Consider the following 256-nt stretch of genomic DNA (forward strand, 5'->3'; position numbering starts at 1 on the left):
GTCTCCTCGCCGCAGATATAGGCGCCCGCGCCGTGGTGGACGTAGATGTCGAACGGGTAGTCGTGCACGTTCGACTGGCCGACGAGCCGGGCCGCGTAGGCCTCGTCCACGGCCTTCTGGAGCGCGTGCTTCTCGGCGACGTACTCGCCGCGGATGTAGATGTAGCAGGCATGCGCGTTCATCGCGAAGCAGGCCAGCATGCAGCCCTCGATCAGGAGATGCGGATCGTGCCGCATGATCTCCCGGTCCTTGCAGG

General features: G+C 65.6%; 1 pseudogene. It reads right to left on the reverse strand.

The features are described from left to right. Positions 1–256: pseudogene (locus tag KZZ06_RS21505) on the reverse strand (NADH-quinone oxidoreductase subunit F); the annotation flags it as partial.

This window comes from Sulfitobacter sp. CW3 (assembly GCF_019392245.1).
GTDB lineage: Bacteria > Pseudomonadota > Alphaproteobacteria > Rhodobacterales > Rhodobacteraceae > Sulfitobacter.